At 61.6% G+C, this 21,106-nt stretch carries 19 protein-coding genes; 15 read left to right on the forward strand and 4 right to left on the reverse strand.

What is annotated here, in order from left to right; genetic code table 11:
- The first annotated feature begins 135 nt into the window (after window positions 1-135).
- The 8 genes from IEW63_RS04980 to fapF all read left to right on the forward strand — a co-directional run bounded on the left by IEW63_RS04980 (window position 136) and on the right by fapF (window position 8,133).
- A complete protein-coding gene (locus tag IEW63_RS04980; protein WP_188635443.1) occupies window positions 136-2,289 on the forward strand; it encodes an adenosylcobalamin-dependent ribonucleoside-diphosphate reductase in 2,154 nt (717 codons plus the stop codon).
- Between the two features lie 53 nt (window positions 2,290-2,342).
- On the forward strand, window positions 2,343-3,041 hold the full coding sequence (locus IEW63_RS04985; RefSeq protein ID WP_188635444.1) for a TSCPD domain-containing protein: 699 nt from the start codon (window positions 2,343-2,345) through the stop codon (window positions 3,039-3,041).
- Between the two features lie 400 nt (window positions 3,042-3,441).
- The gene (gene fapA, locus IEW63_RS04990) at window positions 3,442-3,918 is read left to right on the forward strand and encodes a functional amyloid chaperone FapA (protein ID WP_229710319.1); all 477 of its coding nucleotides are present in this window, start codon (window positions 3,442-3,444) and stop codon (window positions 3,916-3,918) included.
- A gap of 2 nt (window positions 3,919-3,920) precedes the next feature.
- On the forward strand, window positions 3,921-4,481 hold the full coding sequence (gene fapB, locus IEW63_RS04995; RefSeq protein WP_188635445.1) for a fibril amyloid subunit FapB: 561 nt from the start codon (window positions 3,921-3,923) through the stop codon (window positions 4,479-4,481).
- 34 nt (window positions 4,482-4,515) lie between these two features.
- Window positions 4,516-5,322, forward strand: a complete 807-nt coding sequence (gene fapC, locus IEW63_RS05000; RefSeq protein WP_188635446.1) for an amyloid-like fimbrin subunit FapC — start codon at window positions 4,516-4,518, stop codon at window positions 5,320-5,322.
- A 97-nt stretch (window positions 5,323-5,419) separates the two neighbouring features.
- Window positions 5,420-6,079 (forward strand): fibril amyloid maturation endopeptidase FapD, encoded by a 660-nt coding sequence (fapD, locus tag IEW63_RS05005; protein ID WP_229710351.1) that lies wholly within the window; start codon window positions 5,420-5,422, stop codon window positions 6,077-6,079.
- 26 nt (window positions 6,080-6,105) lie between these two features.
- On the forward strand, window positions 6,106-6,843 hold the full coding sequence (gene fapE / locus IEW63_RS05010) for a fibril amyloid subunit FapE (protein ID WP_188635447.1): 738 nt from the start codon (window positions 6,106-6,108) through the stop codon (window positions 6,841-6,843).
- Window positions 6,844-6,873: 30 nt separating this feature from the next.
- A complete protein-coding gene (gene fapF, locus IEW63_RS05015; protein ID WP_188635448.1) occupies window positions 6,874-8,133 on the forward strand; it encodes a fibril amyloid transporter FapF in 1,260 nt (419 codons plus the stop codon).
- On the opposite strand, the gene IEW63_RS05020 is transcribed toward fapF, so the two are convergent.
- Entirely contained in the window at window positions 8,124-9,470 is a 1,347-nt protein-coding gene (locus IEW63_RS05020) for a sigma-54 dependent transcriptional regulator (RefSeq protein ID WP_188635449.1), read from the reverse strand. The two genes, fapF and IEW63_RS05020, sit on opposite strands and share 10 nt — an antisense overlap.
- Window positions 9,471-9,638: 168 nt before the next feature.
- Here IEW63_RS05020 and IEW63_RS05025 point away from each other — a divergent pair, with 168 nt between their 5' ends.
- The gene (locus IEW63_RS05025; RefSeq protein ID WP_188635450.1) at window positions 9,639-11,069 is read left to right on the forward strand and encodes a DNA recombination protein RmuC; all 1,431 of its coding nucleotides are present in this window, start codon (window positions 9,639-9,641) and stop codon (window positions 11,067-11,069) included.
- A gap of 29 nt (window positions 11,070-11,098) precedes the next feature.
- Here IEW63_RS05025 and rnk read toward each other — a convergent pair whose 3' ends face one another.
- Window positions 11,099-11,506: a nucleoside diphosphate kinase regulator gene (rnk, locus tag IEW63_RS05030; protein ID WP_188635451.1), complete on the reverse strand. Its 408-nt coding sequence runs from the start codon at window positions 11,504-11,506 to the stop codon at window positions 11,099-11,101.
- A gap of 257 nt (window positions 11,507-11,763) precedes the next feature.
- On the opposite strand from rnk, the gene IEW63_RS05035 reads away from it, so the two are divergent.
- From IEW63_RS05035 to IEW63_RS05050, 4 genes are read left to right on the forward strand one after another with little or no spacing between them, the layout of a single operon-like run.
- Window positions 11,764-12,681 carry an AAA family ATPase gene (locus IEW63_RS05035; protein ID WP_188635452.1) on the forward strand — a complete coding sequence of 306 codons (918 nt, stop codon included), beginning with the start codon at window positions 11,764-11,766 and terminating at the stop codon, window positions 12,679-12,681.
- Window positions 12,682-12,689: 8 nt separating this feature from the next.
- A complete protein-coding gene (locus tag IEW63_RS05040) occupies window positions 12,690-13,640 on the forward strand; it encodes a DUF58 domain-containing protein (RefSeq protein WP_188635453.1) in 951 nt (316 codons plus the stop codon).
- Window positions 13,637-15,685 carry a transglutaminase TgpA family protein gene (locus IEW63_RS05045; protein WP_188635454.1) on the forward strand — a complete coding sequence of 683 codons (2,049 nt, stop codon included), beginning with the start codon at window positions 13,637-13,639 and terminating at the stop codon, window positions 15,683-15,685. The genes IEW63_RS05040 and IEW63_RS05045 overlap by 4 nt, the downstream gene beginning before the upstream one ends.
- Before the next feature lie 33 nt (window positions 15,686-15,718).
- A complete protein-coding gene (locus tag IEW63_RS05050) occupies window positions 15,719-16,186 on the forward strand; it encodes a DUF3429 domain-containing protein (protein WP_188635455.1) in 468 nt (155 codons plus the stop codon).
- A gap of 12 nt (window positions 16,187-16,198) precedes the next feature.
- On the opposite strand, the gene IEW63_RS05055 is transcribed toward IEW63_RS05050, so the two are convergent.
- Window positions 16,199-16,540 carry a zinc ribbon domain-containing protein YjdM gene (locus tag IEW63_RS05055; RefSeq protein WP_188635456.1) on the reverse strand — a complete coding sequence of 114 codons (342 nt, stop codon included), beginning with the start codon at window positions 16,538-16,540 and terminating at the stop codon, window positions 16,199-16,201.
- A 493-nt stretch (window positions 16,541-17,033) separates the two neighbouring features.
- On the opposite strand from IEW63_RS05055, the gene IEW63_RS05060 reads away from it, so the two are divergent.
- Window positions 17,034-18,704 (forward strand): sodium:solute symporter family protein, encoded by a 1,671-nt coding sequence (locus tag IEW63_RS05060; protein WP_188635457.1) that lies wholly within the window; start codon window positions 17,034-17,036, stop codon window positions 18,702-18,704.
- Window positions 18,705-18,753: 49 nt separating this feature from the next.
- Entirely contained in the window at window positions 18,754-18,885 is a 132-nt protein-coding gene (locus IEW63_RS14620; protein ID WP_229710321.1) for a putative transporter small subunit, read from the forward strand.
- Window positions 18,886-18,887: 2 nt separating this feature from the next.
- On the opposite strand, the gene IEW63_RS05065 is transcribed toward IEW63_RS14620, so the two are convergent.
- A complete protein-coding gene (locus IEW63_RS05065; RefSeq protein WP_188635458.1) occupies window positions 18,888-21,077 on the reverse strand; it encodes an FUSC family protein in 2,190 nt (729 codons plus the stop codon).
- Between the last annotated feature and the right edge of the window lie 29 nt (window positions 21,078-21,106).

A 21,106-nucleotide genomic window follows, 5' to 3' on the forward strand; every position in this document is an offset into this window, starting at 1 on the left:
CCGGGGCCAAATTTAATGGTTGATATTCCCTATATGTGGGTCTAGCATTCTTCTCCACGCACAACGGGTAGTGATTTGATGACTGCGGCATAAGGGCGCAGTCAAGGCGGATCACCGGCATTTCAGGAGAAGATGATGAGTCAAGCAGCCAAGGTGCAGCGTCTGCATAACGTGGTCAGCAGTATTCCCATGCAGCCTGCCTCGGAAGATATCTGGGATACCAAATATCGACTCAAAACCAAGGATGGGGTGGCCATCGACCAGACGGTGGACGCAAGCTATCAACGCGTTGCCCGGGCACTCGCGGAGGTGGAAGCTCCTGAAGTGCGCGAGGTCTGGTACGAAAAATTCCTCTGGGCCCTGCGCCACGGGGCAATCCCCGCCGGTCGCATCACCTCCAACGCCGGCGCTCTGGAACACAAGCCTGCCACCTCAACCATCAACTGCACGGTCTCGGCCACCATTGGTGATTCGATGGACGACATTCTTGCCAAGCTGCACGAGGCCGGATTGACGCTAAAGGCCGGCTGCGGCATTGGCTATGAATTCTCCACTCTGCGTCCCCGCGGCGCCTACGTGTCTGGCGCGGGTGCCTACACTTCCGGCCCGCTGTCGTTCATGGATATCTACGACAAGATGTGCTTCACCGTTTCCTCTGCCGGTGGCCGTCGTGGCGCGCAGATGGCGACTTTCGATGTCGGTCACCCGGACGTGGCGGATTTCATTCGCGCCAAGCGTGAGGGTGGACGTCTGCGGCAGTTCAACCTGTCGCTGCTGATCACCGAGGAGTTCATGCAGGCGGTCGAGTCCGACAGCGAATGGAAGCTGGCCTTCCCGTTGAGCCAGGCGGAAGCGGAAGCGGATCAGGTGGATATCAACGATCCGGAGCAGGTGATCTGGCGTGAATGGCCGAACAACGAGCGCTATGTCACCCGCGAGGATGGCCTGGTGGCCTGCCGGATATTCCGCACCATGAAGGCGCGGCGCATCTGGGACATGATCATGACGTCCACCTATGACTTCGCCGAGCCGGGTTTCATTCTCATTGACCGGGTCAACGAGATGAACAACAACTGGTTCTGCGAAGAGATCCGCGCCACCAACCCCTGTGGCGAGCAGCCGCTGCCGCCTTACGGTGCCTGTCTGCTGGGTTCGATCAACCTGACCCTGTTCGTTCGCGACCCCTTCACCGACAAGGCCCGTTTCGACTGGGACGAATACCGCAAGGTGGTGGATATCTTCACCCGTATGCTGGACAACGTGGTGGAGATCAACGGCCTGCCGCTGGAACAGCAGCGCGACGAGATCTTCCGCAAGCGCCGCCACGGCATGGGCTTCCTCGGCCTGGGTTCGACCATGACCATGCTGTGCATGAAGTACGGCGATCAGAAGTCCCTGGAGTTCACCGAGCGTGTCTCCCGGGAAATGGCGATGCAGGGCTGGCGTACCGGTCTGCAGCTGGCCGAGGAAAAAGGCCCGGCGCCGCTGATGGAAGAGGAGTTCACCGTTACCGGTGCCATGCTGGCCAAGCGCCCGGAAATGAAAAAGGACGGTTTCAAGGTCGGGCAGAAGGTCAAGGGCAAGGTGCTCTGGGCGAAATACAGCCGCTACATGCAGCAGGTGGCGGCGGAGGACCCGGCACTGGTTGAGGCGCTGGCCGAGAAGGGCGCGCGCTTTACCCACCACAGCTCGATCGCCCCGACCGGGACCATTTCCCTGTCGCTGGCCAACAACGCCTCCAATGGTATCGAACCGAGCTTTGCCCACCACTACTTCCGCAACATCATACGTGAGGGCAAGAAGTCCAAGGAAAAGGTCGACGTATTCAGCTTCGAGCTGCTGGCCTACCGCGAGTTCGTCAATCCTGACGCGCTGCCGCAGACCCAGGGCGAGGGCCGCAACCTGCCGGACTACTTCATCTCCGCCGACGAGGTGACCCCGACCCAGCACGTGGATGTGCAGGCGGCCGCGCAGAAATGGATCGACTCGTCGATCTCCAAGACGGCCAACGTACCCACTGATTATCCCTACGAGGATTTCAAGGATATCTACCTGTACGCCTATCACAAGGGGCTCAAGGGGTGCACCACCTTCCGCTTCAACCCCGAGGCCTTCCAGGGGGTGCTGGTGAAGGAAGAGGACCTGGCCAACACCACCTATCGCTTCAAGCTGGATGACGGCACCGTGGTGGAAGCCAAGGGCGGCGACGAGATTGAGTACGACGGTGAAAAGCACACCGCTGCGAACCTGTATGACGCGCTCAAGGAAGGCTATTACGGCAAGTTCTGAAGCGTCGAACCAATTTGAACGGCTCCGCCACATGGCGGAGCGAGGGAAACGATATGTCCATCAAGATCAGCAAGAAAATCGTTGATTACTCCGTGGTAAAGCCGGACGAGCAGGCCGTCGTTGCCGAGGTCCCGGCCAAGCCCGACTATGTGGTGATGCACGAAAAGCTCAAGCGCCCCGAGCATCTGGAAGGCTGTACCTACAAGATCAAGACCCCGACCTCGGAGCACGCGATCTACGTCACCATCAACGATGTGGTGCTCAACCGTGGCAGTGAGCATGAGGTGCGCCGGCCCTTCGAGATCTTCATTAATTCGAAGAACATGGAGCACTATCAGTGGATTTCCGCGCTGACGCTGATTATCTCGGCCGTGTTCCGCAAGGGAGGTGATTGCACCTTCCTGGTGGAGGAGCTGCGCAGCGTGTTCGACCCCAAGGGGGGATACATGAAGCGTGGGGGCCGCTGGATGCCTTCACTGGTAGCAGAGATCGGCGATGTGCTCGAACAGCATCTCAAGCACATCGGCCTGATCAAGGACGAAGTGGATGAGCACCAGCGCGCCTATCTGGAACAGAAGCGTGCCGAGTTCACCGGCCGCGCTGCCCAGAGCCAGACCGACGCCGAATGCGATGACAGTACCGAAGACTATCCGGCCGGTGCACAACTGTGTGGCAAGTGCCACACCAAGGCGGCGGTACAGATGGACGGCTGTCTGACCTGCCTGGCCTGCGGCGACAGCAAGTGCGGCTGAGCTGATCCGATGCTGCATCGACCCGGTCGATGCAGCATGCTCCTGCCTTTTCACTTTCCCTTCCGATCATTCCGCATCCTTCATTTCTCTGTTCTGAAACACTCGCTCTGTCCCAGAGCCATGAGTTCCGGGTCGCCAATGACCTTTCTCAGTTCTGATACACCCTGACCATCGGCAGCCATTTGTCCTGAGACCCTGATACCCAGCGGGCCTCAGCCCAGCCTGATCAGCGGCCTTGCCGTGGTCACCTGTAACGCCGTTGACACACCTCCCTTTTCCATTCGCCGTGCAGATGTTGGGAACCCTTGACTATCAAGCGGTTAGGTCAGGTGGCACGGGGATTGCTCTGACTTGATCACAAGCGGATGCACCTGTTCAGGCCTCAAAAGGGATACGCCAAATGGTCACCCACCTTTCGTCGCTCGTGTCGCAATTGCTGATCTGTCTGATCGGTCTTGCGATCTGCGTTCTGACCCAGTTTCAGGCCCGGGCAGCCGACGGTGACATCCTCATTTCCCGGGAGGTCCAGCCCCGCGCCGCAGCTCGTCAGGAGTTGATGCCGGACCCCAACCCACAAGTCGTCAACCCCGAACACTCCACGCAGATCCGCAACAACATCCGCAGCGCCCGGAATCCGATGGAAATTTCCGATCGCGACTTTGCCAACGTGACCAGCGGTACGAGCCTGGGCAGGGGGGTGCAGGTCTTCAATCAGACCAGAGCACAGAAGCACAACAATCTGCGCGGAGCAGGCGGGCTCGGAATCACTGCAGGGGCAGGGGGCGCCCGAGCCGGCGGCGGCACCGCTCGTATCGGCAACGATGTCAACCGCAGTGTCCAGCAGGGTCTGCGTCCACTCCAGAACCTGGGGAAATGACCATGGGGCTTCGTCATCTGTTGATCATCTGTTCCCTGCTGTGCTGTTTGCCTGCCATGGCTGACAACGCTGTGATCGATTCCAGCGGTGCCGGCTATCAGGGCAACCTGATGCTCAATCAGGCCGCAGGCGATGCCCATCAACAGGCCAATGCTCGGGCTGTTGCGCCAGGCGACATGCCGCGGATCAACGTCCGGCAGGAGCGTGATGGGGTGCCGGCAGCGCGCGGTACGTCAGCGATCCAGGCCAGTATCCAGGGAGACGCGTTCAGCGGCGGCAGCGGTGTGCTGGGGGTTAACCAGAGCGCCGGGGCAGCCAACCAACAGATCAATGGCTTTCGCATAGGTGCCGGTGTGCGCCCCGAAAGCCTGGACGACAGCAGCCTGGCGCAGGCCGCTGCGCTGTCGCCGCAGAATTCAGCAGAACCTCCTCTGACGGGTGACCGCCGGGTCGAGATAGATGACCGGGCGTTCAGCGACAGTCGGGGCGTAGTCCAGCTGAATCAGGCTGCCGGGGTTGGCAATCGCATGGTCAACAATCTCGGCATCCGTATCCTGGAGTAGTACAAACAATCGAAGCCACACAAGGATTCAGGTCATGAAAACCAAGCACAAACTTACCGCAATCGCCTTTGTTGTTGCCGCATCCATGTCCATGGGCGCACTGGCCGGGGGCAAGCCCGGGCCCAAGCCGGATCCCACTCCGGATCCGTCGGCATCCAGCGCATCGGTGACTGATGTCCAGGTCAGCCTGCTGAACGCCGTGGAGAATGACGGCACCACCAATGATGCCTACGTCAATGATGCTATCCAGGACGGCAGCGGGAATGCCGGCGTCAACGTCGCCGCCGGCGACACCAACCAGCAGGCGAACGCCCTGTCCATCTCCACCGCAGATGCTGACGCTGACTTCGTATTCGGTCACAGCGCCACTGCCAGCGTCGGCGTCGGGCAGCTCAATGCCGGCAACCAGCTGAGCAACCTGGATGTCTCGAATCACGCTACCGTGGAAGACGCAGCCAACAACTTCTCCGGTAATCTGGGCCTGAACGTTGCTGCCGGCGCGTTCAACCAGCAGAAGAACGATGCCGCCATTGCCAACGCTACCGAAGCCCAGAATGCCGAAGCTTCGATCGAGGTTCTGCAGATCGCAGCGGCCAGCGATACCTATAACGGTGTCGAAGCTGGCGAAAGTGCGCTCAGCCTGGTGGCCTCCGGTTATGGTCGTCCGGGCCATGGCGGACCCGGCAGGCCCACCCAGAACAATGACGTAGACAACCACGCCACGCTGATCGGCTCGTTGAATGACTTCTCCGGCAATGCCGGGGTGAACATCGCCGCCGGTGGTACCAACCAGCAGAGCAATACGCTGTCCATCGCCGCAGGCTGCAGCGGCTGTCCGTAAGGGCTGAGGGGCCCGGGAGCGATCCCGGGCTCTTTTTCAACCAGAGCATATGGATATGAAACGACGGTTTCCGTGGGGGATGGTGCTGGCGTCACTGATGATGTTGTCAGCGCCTTTCCCCGCACTGGCATCACCCAAGCCACTGGCGATCCTGCCGGGTGGTGGCTTGGCCTTCAAGCCGCTGCAGAGCATGCGCGAACGTCGCTTCGCCAACCTGGTACAGCAGCGTACCGACTTCAGTTGCGGTGCTGCCGCCATGGCCACTCTGCTCAATGAAGCCTACGGCTGGGACTTCACCGAGGAGCAGGTCATCGAAGGCATGCTGGCCGGCGCTGATCCGCAACTGGTACACCGCATGGGGTTTTCCATGCTGGACATGAAGCGATATGCCGAGTCACTGGGCCTGCGGGCGCGTGGTTATCGGCTGCAGCCAGCGCAGCTGGCGCAGGTAAAGGTGCCTTCGATCGTGCTGATCGATGTCCGCGGATACAAGCATTTCGTCGTCATGCAGGTAAGCAGCGACAACTGGGTGTACATCGGTGATCCGGTACTCGGACACAAGAAGATGACCCTTGAGGACTTCGCCCGGGGCTGGAACGGCATCGTGTTCGCCGTCATAGGCCCGGGCTACAACCGGGAGAACGCGCTCCTGACGCCACCGGAGCCATTGACCGCCAGGCACCGGCTCGACAGGTTCAGTCCAGTCAAGGACGCAGAGCTGATGGAGTTCGGCTTTCTCCAGAGCGATTTTTTCTGAGCACGGCAAACGCCGGGAGCAGGACCATGAAAACCCTCATATGCCTTATGGCTTTACTGGTCGTATGCAGTCTTCCCGCCCACGGGGCCAATCCGTTCCGGGCCGCCGAACTGAGCGACATGGAGTTGAGCAAGCTGCGCGGACGCTATGTCATGCCTGATCGCATCATTCATTTTGGCGTGACCATGAGCAGTGTCTGGGAGAACGGAGCTGGCCAGACGGTGGGCGCTGCCGTGACCTTCAACGTCAATGGCAGGGCGGAGCCGAGCCTGCACGTCACTGACCTCTCCAGCCAGTTGTCCGGCACCGAGGGAACGGTGAGCCCGGGTACCGGCACTCTGGTAGGCGGGGCCGGACTTACTGATGTGCGCGGCATTTCCCAGAGCGTGCGCAGCGCGGGCGATTTCAACAACGGTCTCAACAATCTGGAAATCGTGGTATCGCGCGGCGGTGAAGCCGACGTTCCGGCGGGCGGTTCCACCCCCTGGGCCGGCAGCACCGGCTTTGCCAATGAGGTGGGCAGGGTGCTGATTGATCGCCAGGGCGGTGGTCTGAAGGTCATGCTTGATGCCGGCACCCAGGGCTCGGCCATGCAGCAGATCGGAACGGGCAAGGTGGTGCAGCAGGCCAGTTTCACCGGCGACCTCAACAGCGTACGCAACCTTGTCACCCTCAGCGTTGGGCTGAAGGAGCTGCCCCTGGGTCAGGACTTTGCCAACTGCACACTCGAGCAACTGCGGGCCCTGCGCCCCGTCGGATTCTGAATAACGTAATCACTACAAGGAAGATGCATCATGCGCAGATCTGCAGGATGGGCACTTGTCCTGACATTGGGCGCCAGTGTTCCGGCCCTTGCCCAGAGCAGCGAGGAAGAAGCATTGCGCCGGGAGGTGGAAGTTCTCAGGGCGCGTTTTGAAGCGCAACAGAATGCATTGATGATTCTTGAGCAGCGGTTGCGCCAGCTCGAAGGCACCAGCAGCGCTGCGGCGCAACCCGCCCGGCCGGCAGGGCAGCCAGGGTCGCCGGCTCAGGTGGCGAGTAACACCGCTGGCGGTTCCGGTTCAGGATATGGGCAGGCGCTGCGAGATGATTCCGAAGCAGCGCCGAGCGTCGAGGCGCTGTATCAGGAGGCCAGCGGCTTCTTCGGTGGCGGGCGTTTCAGCATCGAGCCGGGCCTGACCTACAGTCACTATGACACCCGACAACTATTTCTGAACGGTTTCCTGGCACTGGATGCGATATTTCTCGGCAACCTCGGGGTCGACGAGATCAATGCCGATACGTTCACCTTCGATCTCACTGCCCGTTACAACTGGCGTCAGCGCTGGCAATTCGATGTAAACGTGCCTTACATCTATCGAGAAACGACCTATCAATCCGCCGGAGCGGGCGGAGCGAGCACCACCTACAGCGAAGCTACGGTTACCAAGGGGCCGGATCTGGGAGATATCAGCTTCGGGGTGTCCTACAAGTTTCTTGATGAAGGTGTTTCCCGCCCTGATGCGGTATTCAGCCTGCGGATCAAATCGCCGACGGGGAAACACCCCTACGGCATAAAGCTGCAACGACAGCCTGACAATGATAACCTGAACATTCCCGAGACGCTGCCCACCGGCAACGGTGTCTGGGCGGCAACCGCCGGCCTGGCTGTGGTGAAGACGCTGGACCCGGCGGTGGTATTCGCCAATCTGGCCTATACCCATAACTTCGAGCGGGACTTCAGCGACATCAGCCCACAGGACGGCATCCGCGTTCCGGGTACCGTGAACCTCGGCGATCACTTCCAGTTCGGCTTGGGGATGGCCTTCGCGCTGAACGAGCGAATGAGCATGTCCATGTCATTTTCCGAGCTGATCAGTCGCAGCACCCGCATCAAGTATGACGGCGGAGGCTGGCAGACGGTCAATGGCAGCGATGCGAACGCAGCCTATTTCAACATCGGCATGACCTGGGCGGTAAGCGACAATCTGACGGTAGTGCCGAACCTGTCGATGGGACTGACACCCGATGCCCCGGATTTCAGTCTGAGCCTGAAGTTTCCCTACTACTTCTGAGCCCGCCGGCGGATCTGGTGTTTGCGCAGCAGGCGGTACAGGGTAGGGCGGGAAATACCCAACTGCGCTGCCACCTTGCTCATGTTGCCCGGGTTGTGACTTATCGCAGCCCGCAGAGCCTCGCCTTCGGCGCGCAACAGGCTGGTCTCAAGGCTCTCGGTGCCTGTGGCGGCCGTTGATGATACCGCTAGGCCGAGATCGGCAGCCTCGATTTCCCTGCCGTCTGCCAGCGCCATACCCCGGCGTACGCGATTGGCCAGTTCACGAGCGTTGCCCGGCCAGTCATGCTGCAACAGTGCCTGAATGGCGCCGGCGCTGAAATTGCGCGGTCGTCGACCTATCTCGGCCATGTAAAGCTGAGCGAAGTGGCGAGCCATCGGAATGATATCTTCCCTGCGCTGACGCAGCGGGGTGGTGCGTACTTCCAGCACATTCAAGCGATAGTAGAGATCTTCACGGAAGCGGCCATCCGCTATCGCGGCTTCCAGGTCGACATGGGTGGCGGCCAGCACCCTCACATCCACTGTCAGCGTCTGGTGGCCACCGACACGCTCGATCTGCTTTTCCTGGAGGAAGCGCAACAGATTTGCCTGCAGCTCCAACGGTAGGTCGCCGATCTCGTCGAGGAAAAGCGTGCCACCATCAGCCGCCTCGATGCGGCCGATCTTGCGCTGATGGGCGCCGGTGAATGCGCCTTTCTCGTGGCCGAACAGTTCGGACTGGATCAACTGGTCCGGTATGGCACCGCAATTAACCGCCACGAAGGGTGCCCCGCGACGCAGGGACTGGGCATGCAGCGAGCGGGCTATCAGCTCCTTGCCGGAGCCGCTTTCACCCCGCACCAGCACTGGAGCATCCGTATTGGCGACGCGGGCGATGAGTTTCTGTAGCGCTCGGGCCTGCTCGCTGTCGCCAAAAACGAATTCCTCGCGGGTGGTCGCGGGATGAAGGTGTCGGCGGCGCAGATGTGCCATACCGCAGGCCCGACCCAGAGCGATATGGATGCGGGAGGTATCGAAGGGCAGCGTATGGTAATCGAGAAACCATTCGGCGATGAACCTGGATGCCACCGGCAACTGCAGCATGGACGGCGGCACCGCCACCACCCACTGGATGCCGGTCCGGTTTATCAGGGCCTTGACCTTGTTCAGGTCGTCCAGATGCTCGGGATGCAGGCGCAGCATGCCCAGATCGGAGTCGGGCAGGCTGGACTGGTCCAGCTTCACGCTCTGTATCTTCCAGCCCGCGGCCGGTAGGTGTGTATTCAGGCTCGCGCACTCGTCGCAGGGGTCCACCAACAACAGCCGACGGAGCGGGACGGGAGTAGTGTCCACCATGCATCCCTTCATCAATGGAATAGAAACATCCAGAAACATAGCACAAGGCTGACACTGGACAACAAAATACCGTCGCTTTTGTAGGGGGTTATACATAATGCGTCAGAAATGTGACCATTGCGTGCGCTGCCCCGATAAGTAAGCTAAGGGGCTACACAGGAGAACGTGATGGCCAGTTTGCAGATATTTTGGATGGCGCTTGCAGCAGTGCTTCTTACCGGCTGGCTGACGAGTGGCTGGTTGCAACTGCGTAACAGTACCCGACTGCGTGAGCGACTCGACGACGTCACGCGGGAGTTTCACCAGCTTCAGCTCCAGAGCCAGGATCGGCTCGCCAGCGAGCGTAGCCTGAGCACCCGGATCGAATTGCTTCAGGAGGCGCTGAACGGGACGGGGCGGGAAAAGGACCGTCTGGAAATCCGCTTGCAGCAATTGCAGAACAGGCACGAGGAGCTGCGGGTGCAGCATTCCACCCTGCAGGCCAGCCTGGAGCAGCGCCAGCAGCATTTCGACGAGCAGCAGCAGTTGTTGCAGGAGAGCCGCGAGCAGCTGAAGCTGGAGTTCGAGCAATTGGCCAGTCGCATCTTCGAGGCCAAGGGGCAGACGTTCACCCAGACCAGCCAGCAGTCCCTTGACGCTCTGCTCAAGCCCTTCCGTGAACAGATCGAACAGTTTCGCAGCAAGGTCGAGGATATCCATCACAAGGACACCCAGCAGCAGGCGGCGCTGGCGCAGGAGCTGCTGCACCTCAAGGAGCTGAATCAGCAGATTACCCGGGAAGCCCACGACCTCAGCACGGCCCTGCGTGGCCAGAAGAAGACCCAGGGCAACTGGGGCGAGCTGATTCTGGAAAATGTGCTGGAGCGCTCCGGGCTGCGGTCGGGGGTTGATTTCAGGCGAGAGGTCAGCATGACCACGCGGGAAGGCCAGCGCCAGCGTCCCGACGTGCTGGTTTACCTGCCCCAGGGCAAGCACCTCATCATCGATGCCAAGGTGTCGCTCAACGCCTACACCCGCTACATCAACAGTGAGGAAGAAGGGGAGCGGCAGCTTGCGCTGGCTGAACATGTCCATGCCTTCGGTCAGCGCATACGGGAGCTGGCCGACCGCAATTACTTCGAACTTCCAGGGCTCAATGCGCCCGAGATGGTGTTCATGTTCGTGCCTATCGAGTCGGCTTTCGTCGAAGCGCTCAAGGCGGACGAAACCCTGTTCCAGAAGGCCATCGAACAGAATGTGCTGGTAGCGACCCCTACAACGCTGCTGACCAGTCTGAATATCGTGCGCCAGTTATGGCGCTTCGAGGACCAGAACCGCCATACGGCCGAACTCGCGGAGCGGGCAGGTCGGGTCTACGACAAGCTGCGCACTTTCCTCGGCAGCATGGACGCCGTCGGCAGCAGTCTGGAGAAGGCTACCGACGCTTACCAGAAGGCCTGCAGCCAACTGGTGAGCGGGCGTGGCAACCTGGTCAAGCAGGTCAGCGAGTTCAAGGAACTGGGCGTCTCGGTCAGGGCCGAACTTGGCGAGCAGTGGACCGATCGTGCCGAGCTTGAACTCGGCCACGATGTACCGGCGGATTCGATTGAGCTGAAATGAGAGGAACGGCCCGGCAGAACGCCGGCCGTTTACAGGTGGAAGTCGCCGCTGGCTTCGGGCTGATATTCGATATCGAGAATCTTGAGTTTCAACAGACGACCGTTGGGGCCGGTCCAGTCAATGCTCTGGCCTTTCTTCAGGCCGAGCAGGGCGATGCCCACCGGGGCCAGCACGGAAATGGTGCCTTCGGCGCCGGCCTTGTCCGGGTACACCAGGGTCAGCACCATCTCGCGGCCGCTGCTTTCATCCACGAAACGCACACGCGAGTTCATGGTGATCACGTCCGGACCAACGCTGTTATGGCTGACGACCTTGGCCCGGAGTATCTCGTTCTCGAGAGCTTCCATCAGGTCGATCGGCCCATCCAGTGAATCCAGCACCTCGTCCAGGCGTTGGATATCCAGGCGGGTGAGCACGATAGAGGGGGATTTGCTCATGGCGAACAGCATTGCTCCTTGTGGAAAGACAATAAACGTAAAAATTCAAAAATCGGTAAACGGATGCGTAGCAGAAACCGACAGGACATCGGCATGGATAGACAGTACCAGAATGTAATCTTCTTGCAAGGTTTGTGAAAGAATGTGCCGCTGGCCTATGCTCAACAACGTCACGGTGCCGGTTCCGTCGAGGTTCGGGAGTTCCCCGCCGTGCAGCACGGCCTGACATTCGCATGCAGCACCCCTAAGGAGAAGTGATGAAGGACGTTCTGAAACAGGCCATGGATGCCATCAATCAGGTGCTGCTGGGCAAGCCCCAGGCAGTCAAGCTGGCGATGGCCTGCATCATGGCCCGGGGGCATCTGCTGATCGAGGACCTGCCCGGGATGGGCAAGACCACCCTGTCCCAGGCGCTGGCCAGAGTAATGGGGATGAGCTATCAGCGCATCCAGTTCACCAGCGACCTGCTGCCGGGAGACATCCTCGGTACCTCGGTGTTCGATCGTGAGTCGGGCAGCTTCGTTTTTCACCCCGGGCCGATTTTCTCCGAGCTGGTACTGGCGGACGAGATCAACCGGGCTACGCCGAAAAGCCAGAGCGCCTTGCTGGAGGCAATGGAAGAAGGGCAGGTGACCATCGACGGAGCCACCCGCCCATTGCCCGATCCGTTCTTTGTCATCGCTACCCAGAACCCGGCGACCCAGGGCGGAACCTTCACCCTGCCGGAGTCCCAGCTTGACCGCTTCCTGATGCGCCTGTCGCTCGGCTATCCAGCCCCGGCGGCGGAGAAGATGCTGCTGTTGGGTGAGACCGGGCGGGCTCGGCTCGATGCGCTGCAGCCGGTGCTCACCCGGCAGCAGCTCAGGACCATACAGTCGCTGGTGCCCAGGGTCACCGCAAGCGAGGCTGTGGTGGAGTACATCCTGCGTCTGGTTACCCGTACCCGGGAGAGTCAGCAGTGCGCCTACGGGCTGTCCCCTCGGGCCAGTCTGGGGCTGCTGGCGGCCGCTCGGGCATGGGCGATGCTGGAAAGCCGCGCGTACGTCATTCCCGAGGACGTGCAGGCAGTGCTGCCGGCGGTCGTCGGCCACCGCCTTCGTGCCAGCGAAGATCCCGCCGGGCATGGCGGCGGCTCGTTGGTCCAGCGGCTTCTGAGCGAAGTGGCTGCGGTTTGATCAGCCGCATGGCCGGACAGACCAGCGGGATGTTCCAGCGCTGGCTGAAGCAACGCATCCCTGCTGCCAGCCAGGTGCGTCTGAACCATCGACGGATCTTCATCATGCCGACGCGGGCCGGCATGGGATTGCTGATACTGCTGGCGATCATGCTGATCGGCGCGATCAACTATCAGAACAGTCTGGTCTACGCGGTGGTATTTACCCTTGGCAGTCTGTTCTGGGTCGGGCTGCATCATACCTACCGCAATCTCGCCGGGCTGGAACTGCATGCCGGTGGCAGTCCTCCGGTCTTCTGCGGGGAGGACGCCCGCTTCGGGCTGACACTGGTCTCGGAGCGCCGGGAGCACCAGGCTATCGTGCTGAGCTGGTCGGACAGCCTGCCGCAGCGTACCGATGTGGCGGCGGGGCTGAGCACCAATCTGACGCTCTACCATCCGGCTGAACAGCGCGGCTGGATGCGGCCGGCGCGGCTGCGGGTCGAGACCCGCTATCCGTTGGGCTGGTTTGTGGCCTGGAGTCTGGTGGACCTGGACTGGCGGGTACTGATATATCCAAAGCCGATCAGACTGCCTCTGCCCGCGATGCGCGGGCACGGTGAAGGGGGGGGCGATCAGTTTCTGGTGGAAGGGGTGGACGACTTTCAGGGGTTGCGTGAATATCAGCCCGGCGACTCCCGGCGGCGACTGGACTGGCGCGCCTGGTCTCGAGGCCAGGGGCTGCACAGCAAGGTTTTTGCCGAGCCGCAGCATGACAGTCGCTGGCTGACCCTGAGCCAGGCCCCTGGCCTGAATCTCGATCAGCAGCTGGGCTGCCTGGCCGGCTGGATCCTGCAGCTGGAACAGCAACGCCAGCCCTACGGTCTGGAGCTGCCGGGGGTGCGCATCCAGCCTGCCACCGGAGAGTCGCACCGGGATGTCTGCCTGCGTGCGCTGGCGTTGTATGGAGTGGCGGAATGAATACGGCGCATGCATTGATCCCGCGCAATGCGCTGGTCTGGTTGCTGACCGCACAGGTCGTCGTCCTGGTACCCCATCTGCCGCGCCTGCCCCTGTGGGTGGCGGGGGTATGGATCGGGTGTGCGTTATGGCGGGTCCAGATACAGCGCATGCGCTGGCATTATCCCGGATTGCTGATGCAGATCGTGGCCCTGGCGGCGGTCACCCTGGGCGTATTCGTTGCCCAGGGAACGCTGATAGGGCTGGATGCGGCAGTGATGCTGCTGTTGTTGCTGTTCATGCTCAAACTGCTGGAGATGCGCAAACCCCGGGACGCACTGGTGGTTATCTACCTGGGATTTTTCATCGTCGCAACGGCCTTCCTGTTCAATCAGGGCATCCCGCTCGCGGTATATCAGTGCTTCTCGCTGCTGATACTGGTGGCGGCGCTGGTTGGCCTGCAGCAGACCCAGAGCCGCAACGACCCGGCCCGCGCCATGCGTACCGCGGGGGTCATGCTGCTGCAGGCCGTACCGCTGATGCTGGTGCTGTTCATGCTGTTCCCGCGGCTGGGGCCATTATGGGCAGTGAACGCCCCCGGCGGACAGGCACGCACCGGCCTGGCCGAAAGCATGGCTCCGGGGGATGTGGCGGACCTGGCCCGGTCCGGCGATCTGGTCTTTCGTGCCGCCTTCGACGGTGCGTTGCCGGCGCAGGCGACCCTGTACTGGCGCGCCCTGACCCTGACGCAGTTTGATGGCCACAGCTGGAGTCGTTCGGCCGTGGGTGGCGGGGCCGCCGCAAACTGGGAGCCCCGGGGTGAGCCTCTGCGCTACCAGATCATCACCGGCGCCAGTCATCAACCCTGGGTCTTCAGCCTGCGGGGCGCCGACAGCGACGACGAGCGTCTGCTGCTCAACAGCGACTTCATGCTCCAGGCCCGCCGACCGCTGAGTCAGGGCATTGCCTATCGCGCCACCTCCCGCCCCGACAGCCTGTTGCAGGCCGGGGGGCTCGACCCGCTGCAGAGGCGGATGTTTCTGCAGCTGCCGGAGGGTTTCGACCCCCGCAGCCGAACCTTTGCCGCGGAACTGCGTCGGCAGTATCCGCAGGATGCCGATCTGATCGGGGCGCTGCTGCGTTACTTCAACCACGAGCCCTTCCATTACACCCTGCGCCCGCCGACCCTGGGCAGGCACAGCATTGACGAGTTCCTGTTCGATACCCGCCGCGGTTTCTGCGCTCATTATGCCGGTGCCATGACCTTCCTGTTGCGCGCTGCGGGTATTCCATCGCGGGTGGTGGCCGGCTATCAGGGAGGCGAAGTGAACCCGCGCGGCAACTACGTGCTGGTGCATCAGTTCGATGCTCACGCCTGGGTGGAAGCCTGGTTGCCCGGGCAGGGCTGGGTGTCCTTTGATCCGACCTTTCAGGTGGCTCCGGAGCGGATCGAGGATGGCCTTCAGTCGGCGCTGCAGGGAGAAGGCAGCTTTCTGGAGGATTCGCCGCTTTCGGCGGTGCGTTATCGCAATATCGGCTGGATCAACAGCGCCCGGCTGTTCTGGGATGATGTGAACTATCAGTGGCAGCTGCGGGTGCTGGGTTACCAGAGCGACCGGCAGATGGACTTCTTCCGCCGCTGGCTGGGTACCGCAGACTGGCAGCGCATAGGGCTCATTTCCCTGGGCGCGCTGTTGCTCTGCATGGTGCCGGTGGCCTGGTGGATCCTGCGCCCGGCCCGTCGCCCGACGGGCTACCGACAGCGGGCCTGGCAGAAGCTCAACCGGCGCCTTGCACGATTGCAGCTGCAGGCCCGTACCGGTGAGGGGCCGCGGGCCTGGCAGGCGAGACTGGTCGAGGCATTACCGCGACAGCAGGAAGAGATATCGGCCTTCATGGACACTTATGTGGAGCTGACCTACGCCAGCCCGACCGGGAGCGATGCCTCTCACGCCAGCCGGCTATTGGCGAAGCGGCTGGCAGCGCTGCTGCGGGTACTCCCGCGCCGCAGGCCGCCGCGACCGACCAGTCTGGCGAGCTTGCCTGGCAGGCCGCAGGAACGGTAACCTTTGCGTTGATCAATCAGCCAGGGAACTGCGATGCATCCTTTCAATGCGACACGTCCACCCGGCCTGGCGGTAGGTATCGCCCTGGCCGGGTTGCTGCCCTTTGTTACCGGTGCCCTCGGCCTCTGGCTCACACCCGAAGCGTGGCGCGAATGGGTAATGCGGGAGTTTCTTGCATTCGCGGCGGTGATACTGGCCTTCATGGGGGCCATTCACTGGGGGCTGGCGATGCGTGCCGAGGAGGGCAGCGAGCGGGCCCCGATGCAGCTGGGGCTGTCGGTCATCCCTCCGCTGCTGGGATGGTTTGCCCTGAGCCTGCCGACGAACTTCGCAATCCCGGTGTTCTTCTTTGCCTTCGGAACGCTGTACTTCGCTGACATCTGGGCGGTCAGAGAGGGATTGGCCCCGGCTTGGTATATCCGGCTGCGCCGGCCCATCAGCCTGGTAATCATTGCATCCATGATCGTGGCCTGGGGTGCGACCCTGATCCTGAACTACTGATTTGCGCCCGTACTAGCTCTTCTTGACGAATTCCGACTTGAGCTTCATTGCTCCGATGCCGTCAATTCTGCAATCAATGTCGTGATCCCCACCGACCAGGCGGATGTTCTTCACCTTGGTACCCACCTTGACCACCGATGAGGAGCCCTTGACCTTCAGGTCCTTGATCACGGTAACGGTGTCGCCGTCCTGCAATACGTTACCGTGGGCATCCTTGATCACCGGCTCATCTGCAGTGGCCCTGGCGCTGCCATCTTTCGCCCATTCGTGGGCGCACTCCGGGCATACATACTGGATACCGTCTTCATAGGTGTATTCCGAATTGCAGGCAGGGCAATGGGGCAGCGCGCTCATGATTGAACCTCGTGAATACCGGGCTTGCCAGACAGGGCAAGGGGCTGAATCGGAAGGTGGGCGACCATAGCATGGCGTGTGCGGGGTGTCCATTCAGCGGTCCGGGGGTTTGCTTAAATACTGTTAGAGCTGTAACCTTGTCGACCATATTTAACCCAACGTATTCACATCCGTTTTTTCAGGAGTAGTACAGCGGCCGCCGGCGAGCGGCAGGAAAGTACGGTCGGAGAGCCAACCCATGTTCATTTCAAAACACCTGAATGGCGCATTCAGTGCACCGATCAGCCACAAAACAATAATTCGCAACCATTCTTCCTACAGAGGCTACACATAGCCTGACTCCGCCTGTGCGCCTTCGGCGCTCACCCGGTCCAGCCGACGCATGCTGTCATGGCATTTCCGGCACTTTTTTCAATCCCAGACCGCACGTACATCCCCCTTTGCATGGGGTCATAATGCTTCGTGCGCAAAACAATATTGAATAGGCGATTCCGTGAATTCCGAATTATTTCAGTTTTCCACTACGACAGTTCTGCTGTTGATGCTTGCTTTCTACGGCGGTACCTTTCTGCTGTCCAGACGCATCAAGCAGGACGCCAACGATGCAGACGGTTTCATGATTTCCAACCACCGCATCGGCTACGGCATGGGGGCCGCCAGCATGACGGCCACCTGGATCTGGGCGGCCTCCTTCTATGCGGCGGCCACCTCGGGTTACACCTACGGTGTATCCGGGCCCCTGCATTACGGTTTCTGGGGTGCGCTGATGATCCTGTTCATCTACCCGTTCGGCCGCCGCTTCCGCGAACTGGCACCCAACGCCGCTACCCTCGGTGAGGTGATCCATGCCCGTCATGGTGCCTCGAGTCAGCTGATTCTGGCGTTCTCCAACCTGCTGGGCTCGGTCATCAGCCTGATGGTCAACCTGACGGCAGCGGGTGCGCTGGTATCGGTGCTGTCGCCGTTGTCGTTCCAGGCGGGTATCGTCATCGCGGGACTCGGTGTGCTCAGCTACACCTTCTATTCCGGATTCCGCGCGTCGGTATTCACCGATTTCGGGCAGTTGATCGCGATGATGGCGATCGCCGTGGTGATTATTCCTGCGGTGCTGTTCGCCATGGGTGGCCCCTCGGTCGTGGTGGGCAATCTGTCCAACCTGACAAGCGAGCAGGCCAATCTGTTCTCGAAGGAGGCCTTCCTCCATCAGGGTGCACCCTATTTTGTTGCGGTGCTGGCCTATGCCATCGGTAACCAGACCATTTCCCAGCGTCTGTTCGCCGTGAACGAGGCGCATATCAAGCCAACCTTCATCACGGCCACCATCAGTTACGGTGCGATCGTGATCGGTCTGGGCATGATCGGGCTCATGGCTCTGGCCGTCGGCATCCAGCCGCTGGACGGCAACATGAACAACCTGATCCCGCAGATGGTATCGACGTACCTGCCGCCCTTCTTCATCGGCCTGTTCTTCATTCTGGTGATCGGCTCGCTGTCTTCCACGGCGGACTCGGATCTGTCGGCGCTGTCCGCCATCATGATGGCGGATGTGTATGGGAAGAACATCGCCCGAAACAAGGCCGATCCCAAAAAGATGCTGATCATCGGCCGCACCACCATGATCGTCGCCACTGTGCTCGGCATGATCCTGGCGAGCATGTCCTTCGACATCCTGGTGATGCTGGTATTCGTCGGCGCACTGTGGGGAGCGATCGTGTTCCCGGTCATTGCCAGCTGCTTCTGGGACAGGGTCACCAACGCGGCCTTCACCTGGGCGGTGGCTGCAGCGCTGCTGGTGTTCTGTGTGGTGCGTTTCGAGCTGCTGCCCATGACGGGCGTGCTGGCCGCAGGTATTGAACTGCTCGCCGCCATCGGTGCGGGCGTGGTTGCAGGGCTGATGGCCTTCGGATTCTTCGGCAAGCGGGTGGGGCTGATTGCGTTCCTCATCGGCACGGCCGTGATCGGCTGGATCGGCCTTGGTCAGCTGCGCGAGTACACCGTGCTGCTCTCCTCTCTCACTGCCTATGGCGTCAGCACCCTGGTGTGCATGGCGATCAGCCTGGCGAGCAAGGAGCGTTTTGATTTCGACACCATTCAGCAACGCGTCAGCGACTACAACAAGCCGTCGGACGACGAAAAGCTGGAAGGTACATTGACTGCCCATTGAGGGTACATGCGGCCCGCAGCGCGGGCTGCATCCGATAAAGGAGCATCACATGCAAACTCTGATCTATGGTAGCTACATCCTGTTCTGGCCCGTTCTGACCCTGATCATGCTCGGCCTGATCGTTGGCGCGGTACTGCGCGACGTGCGTGAAGCCAAGCGCAACGGTTCCGAACTGGTCTGATCTCAACCCGGTCCCGGGGAGCCGTCCGGTTCCCCGACGGGCTTCAGCACTGCGTTGGCATCCAGCCGCATGCTGTCCGCAAGTTCCTGAGCCAGGCTCAGGCGGCGTAATATCCAGGGCCTCAGGTCGTACACGAAGGGGTCGCTGAATTCCTCTTCATTTCCCCACTCCACTCTCACGAAGGGCGGGCTTTCCTCCCCGCTGTCCTCATTGCGCAGGGCCCCGCTGATCTCTTCGGCGGCGAACCGCAGTGCCGGTCGAATATCGGATTGATCTTCATCCCGGCGCATCAGCAGCATGGTCTTTACCGTGGTCAGCTGGGCCAGCAGCTGATAGCCGTGGCTGAGCAACTGTTCCAGCGGCTCGAGGGCTGGCCGGACCGCACGGGGCTCGACCAGAGAGCGCCGGGTCGCCAGTACCAGTGCGGAAAGGCTGTCGTAGGCCTCCTTGCGGGCGAGCCGCCATTCGAGCTCCGGCTCGTCATCCACTGCGGTGAACTGGCCGAGACTGAGGGCAATCTGCGCATGCCGGGCCTGTGCCTGCAGGGCGCGATTGACCAGGGAGGGGATCTGGCTTCGCTCCCAGGAGGGCAGCACATAACTGAAGGCCCAGGCTATGCCCACGCCGATAATCGTATCAGCGATGCGCTCCGGAACATTGAACATGGTGGCATCTGCGGCGCTGATGAGGTGCGCCTGCACCAGGCTCAGCACCGTGGCGGATACTGCGGTAACGATATAGCGCTTGATGGCGAAGGAATGGGAGACAGCCTGGGCCAGCGGCACGATGACCAGCAGCACCAGCGTAGGCGCCTGGGTAGCCAGGATTGCCCCCGCCAGCAGGCTGCCCAGAATGGTGCCCGCGACCCGGCTGTTACGCCGCTCCAGCGTGTGCGCCAGGCTCCCGCGCAGCACCACCACGATGGTGACCAGAATCCAGTAGCCATGTGTTGCCCAGGGCATCGCCAGCGACAGGCCGTAGCCGGCACCCACCGCCAGCGCGGCCCGGATCGCATGGCGCAGGGGCGGCGCATCCCAGCGCCACAGCACCAGCGCCGGGCGCAGCGACCAGCTGGTGGGACTCACGAAGAGCTTCCACGCGGTGCGCACCGCAGTCAGGTCCGGTTCGACCTTGCCGCGGGCCAGCCGGTTGACCCGCAGGATCTCGTCGTTGATCAGGCCGACCCGGTTGGTCAGGCCGCGCAGCAGGGTGGTCAGGGAAGGGCCCTGTTCCGGCAGCGCACGGCCCTGGACCTGGGGCATACGGTTGAGCGCCGCCAGCGCCGGACGCCAGTCGGTCAGCGGCGCGCTGCGGCGGAAGAACAGGAGGTCATCGGCGTGGCGATCCAGCTCATCAGCCATCAGGTCAAGCAGAGCGTGCATCTCTACCAGCACGGCCTGCGCCTCTGGATGGGATCTGACCAGGTCCAGATCCAGTTCACTTGCCAGCAGGTGATCGCGAATCTCCAGGATATTGATCAGCATCGCTGCCAGTTGCTGGCGCCGAGGGGTACGTGGCGACTCCAGCAGCAGGTCACGGGCTGCCTGCAGCTGTTCTGCAAGCAGCGCCTGCTTCTGCATCAGCTCGCCGATGGGCGGAGTATCGGTGGTGGTGTCGAATCGGTCGGCCTGGGTGCGCATGAGCCGGCTCAGCGCCAGCATCGACTGGGCAAGCAGCTGGCTGCGGTAGCGCCCATTGAGCAAGGCGTTGGAGACCGTGGCATAGATCACGTAGATGAGGGACCCGCTGCCGAAGTAAAGGCAGGTGGCAAGCAGGCTGCCGTCGTTGAGATGCCCGGGTACAGCCATGGAAAAGGTCATGGCGAACATGATCGAAATCACCACCGGCAATCCGCGCGCGCCCCAGGCGCCGGCGAGGAAAGCGAAGAAGGTCGCCGGCACCAGCAGCATGCCCAGATGCAACGGCTGATCCTGCAGCAGCTGCACTCCGGCAAACAGCGGCAGGCCGAGCACCGCTGCCGGCAGCAGGCTGCCGAGCTTGCCCCGTCGAGGCATGGCATGATCCGGCGGAACACAGATGATGGCGCCCACCGCTACCACGGACGCAGCATACTGCCCCAGCAGCAGCCAGGCCGTTCCGGCGATGAGCGCCAATCCGACGCCGGCGGATACCCCGGTGGCCACATAGGAACTCAATAGAACGCGCAGCGCGCGGGTCAATCCACCGGTCATGCTTGCTGCCTCGCTGATGCACCTGACGT

The organism is Halopseudomonas pertucinogena (assembly GCF_014646575.1).
In the GTDB taxonomy this organism is placed as follows: domain Bacteria; phylum Pseudomonadota; class Gammaproteobacteria; order Pseudomonadales; family Pseudomonadaceae; genus Halopseudomonas; species Halopseudomonas pertucinogena.